Genomic DNA, 7743 nt, shown 5'->3' on the forward strand with positions numbered 1-7743 from the left:
GGCAAGCCGCTCCTCATCATCGCTGAAGACGTCGAAGGCGAAGCTCTCGCAACGCTCGTCGTCAACAAGCTGCGCGGCGGTCTGAAGATTGCTGCTGTCAAGGCTCCCGGCTTCGGCGATCGCCGCAAGGCCATGCTAGAAGACATCGCCATCCTGACGGGCGGCACCGTCATCTCCGAAGACCTCGGCATCAAGCTCGAGAATGTCACCCTCAACATGCTCGGCCGCGCCAAGAAGGTCGCGATCGAGAAGGAAAACACGACCATCATCGATGGCGTTGGCGCCAAGTCCGACATCGAAGGCCGCGTTGCCCAGATCAAGGCTCAGATCGAAGAGACGACCTCCGATTACGACCGTGAGAAGCTGCACGAACGTCTTGCCAAGCTCGCTGGCGGCGTTGCCGTGATCCGCGTTGGCGGCTCGACGGAAGTCGAAGTGAAGGAAAAGAAGGACCGCGTCGATGATGCGCTGCATGCGACCCGTGCCGCAGTCGAGGAAGGTATCCTGCCGGGCGGCGGCGTTGCCCTGCTGAGAGCCGTCAAGGCGCTTGACGGTCTCAAGACTGAAAACGACGATCAGCGGGTCGGCGTCGATATCGTTCGCCGGGCCATCGAGGCTCCGGTCCGCCAGATCGCCGAGAATGCCGGTGCGGAAGGCTCGGTCATCGTGGGCAAGCTGCGCGAGAAGACCGATTTCTCCTATGGCTGGAACGCGCAGAGCAGCGAATATGGTGATCTCTATTCCCAGGGCGTGATCGATCCGGCCAAGGTGGTGCGCACGGCGCTTCAGGATGCCGCGTCTGTTGCGGGACTGCTGGTGACGACCGAGGCCATGATTGCTGAAAAGCCGAAGAAAGACGTCGCACCGGCACAGCCAGCTGCCGCTGGCATGGACTTCTAAAGCGATCGGAAAGGCCCGCACCGTCCGCCGGGCGGGCCTTCTCTTCGCCCAGTCAAATCATTCGAGTTCCATCGGCCAAGATCAATGGAGCAAAGCTATGAGAAAGGAAAACATCAGCAATTCGGTACCGGAGGAAGCCACTGCCGCGATCAGCGCCGCGCATCTACTTCATCCGGCCAGACATTTCGGTCACCCGCGTGACGTCCTTGCCGCCGACGACATCGGCAATGACGATAAGCGTGCCATTCTCGCCTCCTGGGCTTCCGACATCTTCGCCATGGAGTCCGTTCCAGCCCTCAGACTATATCCAGGCGCAGATGAGGCCGTCTCGTATGACGAAATCATTGAAGCGCTGAAGGCGTTGGATAATGGCCGGCAGCAATCCGAAGAGCAAGGCGTGCCCGGTTCCTTCAACGTTCACAGGATCCGTACGCGGCGACCGCAAGTGCGCCGGTTTGGCGGTCTTGGCCTCTGCAGCTACCGGAAAGGAGAACGTCGAGGACAGCTATTCGAGATCTAGACGTTCCATCTGACTTGACGCGCGCCTCTTCGAGGACGTGACCTGATTTTTGCCGACGACTCTTTGCTCACTTGAGGAGGTTTTGCCGATGAAGATCGCTCAGATCGCACCGCTCGCCGAAAGCGTTCCGCCCAAGCTCTATGGAGGAACCGAGCGCATTGTTTCCTATCTCACTGAAGAACTTGTCCGCCAGGGACACGACGTCACGCTTTTTGCTAGCGGTGACTCCATTACGGAGGCCACCTTGGTGGCGTGCTCGGACGTCGCGCTCAGGCTCAATTCCGCCGTCCACGATCATCTCCCGCATCAGATCGTCCTGCTGGAAGAAATTCGCCGGCGGGCGCATGAGTTCGATGTCCTGCATTTTCATATCGATCTCCTGCATTTTCCGCTGATCCGGGATTTTGCGGATCGTACAGTCACGACGCTGCATGGACGGCTCGACCTGCCGGATCTCAAGCCCTTCTACAAGGCTTTCCCAGATGTCCCGCTGGTATCGATTTCTAATGATCAGCGCCGCCCGATGCCTCCGGTCAACTGGTCCGGGACGGTGCATCATGGTCTTCCGGCCGATCTTTTATCCTTCACGGCAAAGCCCAAAGGTGACTATCTTGCCTTTCTGGGGCGCATCTCGCCTGAGAAGCGGCCGGATCGCGCCATCCAGATTGCGGCAAAGGCCGGCATGTCGCTGAAGATCGCCGCCAAGATCGACGATACCGACAAGGCCTATTGGGAAACCGTGATCGAACCGATGATCAAGAGCCATCCGAGTGTCGAGTTCATCGGCGAAATCAATGAGCACCAGAAGGCCGATTTCCTTGGCAACGCTGGCGCCTTGCTTTTCCCAATCGACTGGCCTGAACCGTTCGGCCTTGTGATGATCGAGGCAATGGCATGCGGTACTCCGGTAATCGCGTTCGCACACGGTTCGGTTCCAGAAGTGATCGACAACGGCATCTCGGGCATCGTCGTCGATAGCGTTACGGAAGCGGCCGAGAATGTCGAATGGGCTCTGCGAATGGATCGCCACAGAGTGCGTGCGACCTTCGAAAGGCGTTTCAGCGCAAAACGGATGGCGCGGGACTATCTCGATATCTATCGCGACCTGCCAGGCGTTCGCACGAAGGCGGCGCCGCTTCGCCGCGCCAACGGCCAGGATCTGGATCTCCAAGTCGTCGCATAGGAGAGATAGCAGCATGTCGACCGCTTCTGCAGACAGCAAGCCATCCGTTGCATCGACAGAGCCGGCGGCCCCGGTGGCACAATTCTTCATTCCGGCAACCACATCGCTGCAGGAGCGACGGCCGCGCACCCTGAAGCACGGCGATACCTTCGCTGTCTTCGACCACAATGGCGATGCGCTTTCCGGGCCAGGTAGCCCTGAAGGCCTTTTCCATCGTGATACGCGTTACCTCTCGCATTTCTATCTTACAATCAACCGCAAGCGGCCGATGCTTTTGTCGTCGACGCTACGTGACGACAACGCGACGCTCACCTGCGATCTTACCAATCCCGATCTCTTTGATGAGAAAGGTAAGCTCACCCTCGGTCACGATCTCATTCATATTCGCAGGTCTCGATTTCTTTGGAATGGCGGTTGCTATGAGCGGCTGGCCATCAGCAATTACGACGATCGGCACCAGCATGTTCGCATCGAGATCGTATTTGGCGCCGATTTCGCCGACCTATTTGAGGTCCGCGGGACTGTGAGGACACGCAGAGGTCGCCATCTTCCCCCCATCGTGGAGCAGGATTCGATCCTGCTTTCTTATGTCGGGCTCGATGAGCGAAAGCGGTCGACCCGCGTTTGCTTTGATCCAAAACCGAATGAAACTCGCGGCGATCATGTTGTTTATGATCTCTATCTTGAGCCGCATGAAATGCGATCGTTCTTTGTCGAGATCGGCTGCGATCAAGTCGCCCACCAGCGGCCAAGCCACCGTTCTTTTTTCCTCGCGCTCAGGGACGCGCGCCGAGCCTTGCGGTCGTCTTCCTCGCGCGCGGCATCGATCGTCACGTCCAACGAGATCTTCAATGAGGTGGTCCGCCGCAGTATCTCGGACCTTTACACGCTGATCACCGACAAGCCCGAGGGGCCTTATCCCTACGCCGGCATTCCCTGGTTCAGCACCGTCTTCGGCCGCGATGCCCTGATCACCGCGCTGGAAACGCTCTGGCTGGATTCACAGATCGCCCGCGGGGTCCTCTGCCATCTGGCGGCAAATCAGGCGACAGAGATCGACCCCGTCGCGGACGCGGAACCGGGCAAGATTTTGCATGAGGTCCGATATGGAGAAATGGCCGAACTCGGCGAGGTGCCTTTCCGCCGCTACTATGGCAGTATCGATTCCACGCTCCTCTTCGTGCTGCTGGCTGGCGAATACCTCAAGCGCACGGCTGATTTCGCCACGATCCAGTCGCTGCTCCCGGCTATCGACGCGGCGCTTGCCTGGATCGACGAATATGGCGATCGAGACGGTGATGGTTTCGTCGAATATGGACGACGGACCGAAGAGGGCCTGATCAATCAAGCCTGGAAAGACAGCCACGATTCCATCTTCCACATCGACGGCACGCTTGCGAAGGGACCGATCGCGATCGCCGAGGTTCAGGCCTATCTCTATGGCGCCTGGCAGGCGGCGGCCGAGATTTTTCGCCGGCTTGGTAGAGCGGAACGAGCCGCAAATTACCTTGCGAGGGCGGAGGGCTTGCGCAGAGCCTTCGACGCAAGCTTCTTCGATGAGGAACTCGGCACCTATGTGCTCGCTTTGGACGGCAATAAACGACCCTGCCGAGTTCGATCCTCTAATGCCGGGCATGCCCTCTTTACCGGCATTGCTTATCCCGAAAGAGCAAGCGTCGTTGCCCGAACACTGATGAGTGCTTCATCTTTCTGCGGCTGGGGTGTCCGCACCATTCCCTCGAGCGAGGCGCGTTACAATCCCATGAGCTATCACAACGGCTCGATCTGGCCGCATGACAATGCCCTGATTGCCAACGGCCTTGCCCGCTACGGTCATCGCGCAGAGGCCGCGCGGATTTTCGAAGGTCTGTTTGCGGCATCGACCTATATCGACCTGCGCCGGCTTCCCGAACTCTTCTGCGGGCTGCCGCGCCAACGAGCCCAGGGACCGACCTTCTATCCAGTCGCCTGCTCGCCTCAGGCATGGGCAGCCGCCGCCCCGCTCTTCCTGCTGCAATCATGTCTTGGCCTGGATTTTGACCCTAACGCGCAGCACATCAGCTTCAACGAGCCGCACCTGCCTTCTTTCCTTGATGAGGTGCTCTTGCGACGCATGCGGATCGGCAATGCTACGGCCGACATCGCCGTTCGTCGCTCCCGCCGCCAGTTCGTGGTCGACGTCGTCGATCGTCAAGGCGATGTTCGGGTGCTCACGATGGCTTGATGCATGGCATCCCGTCGATCCCCAGGTCCGTCGAGCCGATCTTCCTCGTGGGCCGCCGGCAAATCGTTGCCTGCGGACAGGTGCCCCCTATCGCCTGCCAGCGCTTCGTCATTGCCAGCCGAGCCAAATTCATTCTACGTCGCGCCGGTCGTAAGATCCCTGTCCGGCGCTTCACCGACTGGTCCAAGGATGACGATCACGCGGTCAAAAGTCGTGGTCATAGTAAGTTGCTACTTTCGTTCTCCTCGCCAAAATTGGTGACAAAAAACGGAAGCTCAAATTTTTTTCCTGGAAGGTTTGCCTGTTCTTGAAACCCGCAAGCCACGGAATTATATGAATATTGTTCGATTGCCCAACGGGAATCGACGAAGTCCAGGAGGCGCCATGTGCTCTTGGCGTCTCCTTCTATCCATGTTGCTTATAAGGAGGATATGGCTATGAGGACAAACCTCGATTTTTCTCCCCTGTTCCGGTCGAGCATCGGGTTCGACCGAATGTTGAATGTGCTCGAAGCTGCAAGCCGCGTCGATACGATCGACAATTGGCCGCCCTACGACATTGTCAAGACCGGTGAAGACGATTACCGCATTGCCATGGCAGTGGCGGGTTTCTCAGAGGAGGAACTGACGATCACGCAGGAGCAGAACATCCTCTTCGTCTCGGGTCAAAAGGCAAACGGTGAAGATGTCCACTATCTTCATCGGGGCATCGCAAACCGTGCATTCCAGCGTCGGTTCGAACTCGCTGATCATGTGAAGGTCGTGGGGGCGGGCCTCGTGAACGGTCTGCTGACTGTCGATCTCAAGCGCGAAATCCCAGAAGAGATGAAGCCGCGCCGGATCGAGATTTCGACGGACATGGCTCTGCCGAAGGCCGAGACGAAACAGATCGAGACCGAGAAGCACGCAGCTTAAGCCTTCCAACAGCGCGACGCGCGCAAAGGCGCCGGGCAAGGCTCGGCGCCAACGCGTAAGCTTGGCCGATAGAACCAACAGAATGGAGACAACCCATGGCGCTCGTTGCACCGAGGTTGCGTGCCGCTTCTGCTATCGTCGGAAGCGATGGGTCCAGTCGTGGCCACAGCGCGTGATGATCCGAACGCCTTTCGGCTCCATGTGGACGGCGAGGCGATAGTCCCATTTCACGTCGTAGAGCCAGTCCGGGCCGACCGGCACCGTTGACTTCAAAAGGGCGAGACAAGGCTCAACCGGCGTCGGCATCAGGTCGAACGGCAGGCTTGGTTGATCCAGATCGCGTTTGCGCACCGGCCGTGACCGAAGCGAAGACGTCGACTTGTCGAGGAGAGGCAGGGCACGGGTGCGTTGGGATCACCGGTTAATGCCTGCGAGACCGGTTCTCGGCATTCAGGGATTTGCGTAGAGCGTCCATGATGTTGATGACGTTGCTTGGCGCCGGCTCCGCGCGGCTTTTGCCCTTCGACTTCGCCATTGCCGGTTCCTTAATCTGCCTTTTCTTTGTCACGATGATGTCGAGGAGCTTGCTCTGGACGGGGTCGGAGGCCTTTTTGGGACTCCAGGCCTGCGTCTGCTTCTTGATCAGTTGCAGAACGAGCGGCATCATTTCCCGGTCGGCGGGCTCGTCGTCCACCCGCTCGAAATAAAGATCCGCATCCCGCACCTCATCGTGCCCGTCGCGGCACCTGCCTGCCTGATACGGCTTCAGCCATAGCACCTCTACCGTCGGCGCTGTGCCATCCTTTTGCAACAACGTTGATCCCGCCATACTCCGACCAGTGACGGTGGGGGAGGGGAGCGAGTTCGCGCTCCCGCTCCCGTCTGCACGGAGCATCCGCTGTCATGCGGCTGCGCTTTTCTTGCTCGGCGTTACCGCCCTTACGACAGCGAGCAGATCAGGCCAACGGCAAGCGCGCTCATGGCGCCGTCGGCCGTTGAAAAAATAGATTTCGCCGCTTCGCGCCGAACCGTCCAATTTTTTCTTCGTCCGACCCATGGCCGGATCTTTGCCCTATCGGGAGCGGGCTTGCTCTTAGTAGCGGTAGTAACGGTGGTGATGACGATGCTTGTACCAACCGTAATGATGGCCGCGCCAGTAATGGCTTCGGTAGCTGCGGTGTGATCTCCAATGGTGAGGCCGATGATGCCGTGGGCCGTGCCAATGGCGATGATAGCGGACCGGTTGAACGGATGACTGGACCGCCGGCTTCGTCATGTTCATCATCGGCGCAGCTGACACAGTACCCGAGCCGATCAACAAACCAACACCCAGAAGTGCCGCAGGGAGATTTTTAAGGATTTTCATAGCAGACCTCCTTTTATATCATCATCTTGGAACCAAATGGCTGAATGAAACCTGAATGGTTAGGCCGGCTTAGCTCAACGTGGAAACCAACAATCGGCATCGTGCTTTTGCTCACGCTGTCGCTTCGCTTGACACGCAGCTCGATCGAGCTGCCGGAGCGGGCGATCGTTCTCGTCGCCGCCGGTATATGGCATCTGGGGGATGTGATCAGGGTCTTCCTCTATCCTGTGTTCTATCTTGCAAAGTGAACTTCATATGCTACGCCTCGCAAATCCATTTTAATACGCCGCGACAGGCTTTCCGAACCTGCCGATGTTCCCGTCGCCCCAGGCCTTCAATGCGACAAGGATAGGCTCGAGGCTGCGGCCCAGTGGCGAGATCGTGTATTCGACTTTCGGCGGAACCTGCGCGTAGATCTTCCGCTCGATGAGACCGTCGTCTTCGAGCTCGCGCAACTGGTTTGTCAACGTGCGCTGTGTGACACCCGCCACCTGCCTGCGGATCTCGTTGAACCGCATGGTTCCTCCTAGAAGATGGAAGAGGACGACGCATTTCCACTTGCCATCGATCAGGCTGATCGCCGCCTCGACCGAGCAGCCCGGATTGCAGTCGAAGCGGGAATGACGAGCCTTGGCC

7 protein-coding genes and 2 pseudogenes are annotated in these 7743 nt (G+C 58.6%); 6 read left to right on the forward strand and 3 right to left on the reverse strand.

Annotated elements, in window-relative coordinates; genetic code table 11:
- The 5 genes from groEL to Q4Q11_RS29900 form a co-directional block, all read left to right on the forward strand.
- Positions 1-900, forward strand: a 900-nt coding sequence (gene groEL / locus Q4Q11_RS29880) for a chaperonin GroEL (protein WP_498571740.1), incomplete at its 5' end; no start/stop codon positions are given.
- 97 nt (positions 901-997) lie between these two features.
- Complete coding sequence (locus tag Q4Q11_RS29885; RefSeq protein ID WP_112513306.1) at positions 998-1420, forward strand: hypothetical protein; 423 nt, start codon at positions 998-1000, stop codon at positions 1418-1420.
- 88 nt (positions 1421-1508) lie between these two features.
- The gene (locus tag Q4Q11_RS29890; protein WP_112513307.1) at positions 1509-2603 is read left to right on the forward strand and encodes a glycosyltransferase family 4 protein; all 1095 of its coding nucleotides are present in this window, start codon (positions 1509-1511) and stop codon (positions 2601-2603) included.
- A gap of 13 nt (positions 2604-2616) precedes the next feature.
- Positions 2617-4827 (forward strand): amylo-alpha-1,6-glucosidase, encoded by a 2211-nt coding sequence (locus tag Q4Q11_RS29895; protein ID WP_498571741.1) that lies wholly within the window; start codon positions 2617-2619, stop codon positions 4825-4827.
- A gap of 437 nt (positions 4828-5264) precedes the next feature.
- Positions 5265-5741: an Hsp20 family protein gene (locus Q4Q11_RS29900; RefSeq protein WP_498571742.1), complete on the forward strand. Its 477-nt coding sequence runs from the start codon at positions 5265-5267 to the stop codon at positions 5739-5741.
- 94 nt (positions 5742-5835) lie between these two features.
- Here the strand turns inward: Q4Q11_RS29900 and Q4Q11_RS29905 are convergent.
- A pseudogene (locus tag Q4Q11_RS29905) lies at positions 5836-6137 on the reverse strand (non-homologous end-joining DNA ligase); the annotation flags it as partial.
- A gap of 25 nt (positions 6138-6162) precedes the next feature.
- Positions 6163-6471 (reverse strand): annotated as a pseudogene (locus tag Q4Q11_RS29910) (non-homologous end joining protein Ku); the annotation flags it as partial.
- Positions 6472-7208: 737 nt separating this feature from the next.
- On the opposite strand from Q4Q11_RS29910, the gene Q4Q11_RS29915 reads away from it, so the two are divergent.
- A complete protein-coding gene (locus tag Q4Q11_RS29915; protein ID WP_162735666.1) occupies positions 7209-7355 on the forward strand; it encodes a hypothetical protein in 147 nt (48 codons plus the stop codon).
- A gap of 30 nt (positions 7356-7385) precedes the next feature.
- Here the strand turns inward: Q4Q11_RS29915 and Q4Q11_RS29920 are convergent.
- Positions 7386-7743 (reverse strand): winged helix-turn-helix transcriptional regulator (locus Q4Q11_RS29920; protein WP_498571743.1); only part of this gene is annotated, 358 nt, incomplete at its 5' end.

Source organism: Rhizobium sp. UFLA01-1127 (genome assembly GCF_059803845.1).

Coding starts and splice junctions, on each gene's coding strand:
- Q4Q11_RS29885 (WP_112513306.1), top strand. CDS start 998: ATGAGAAAGGAAAACATCAGCAATTCGGTACCGGAGGAAGCCACTGCC.
- Q4Q11_RS29890 (WP_112513307.1), top strand. CDS start 1,509: ATGAAGATCGCTCAGATCGCACCGCTCGCCGAAAGCGTTCCGCCCAAG.
- Q4Q11_RS29895 (WP_498571741.1), top strand. CDS start 2,617: ATGTCGACCGCTTCTGCAGACAGCAAGCCATCCGTTGCATCGACAGAG.
- Q4Q11_RS29900 (WP_498571742.1), top strand. CDS start 5,265: ATGAGGACAAACCTCGATTTTTCTCCCCTGTTCCGGTCGAGCATCGGG.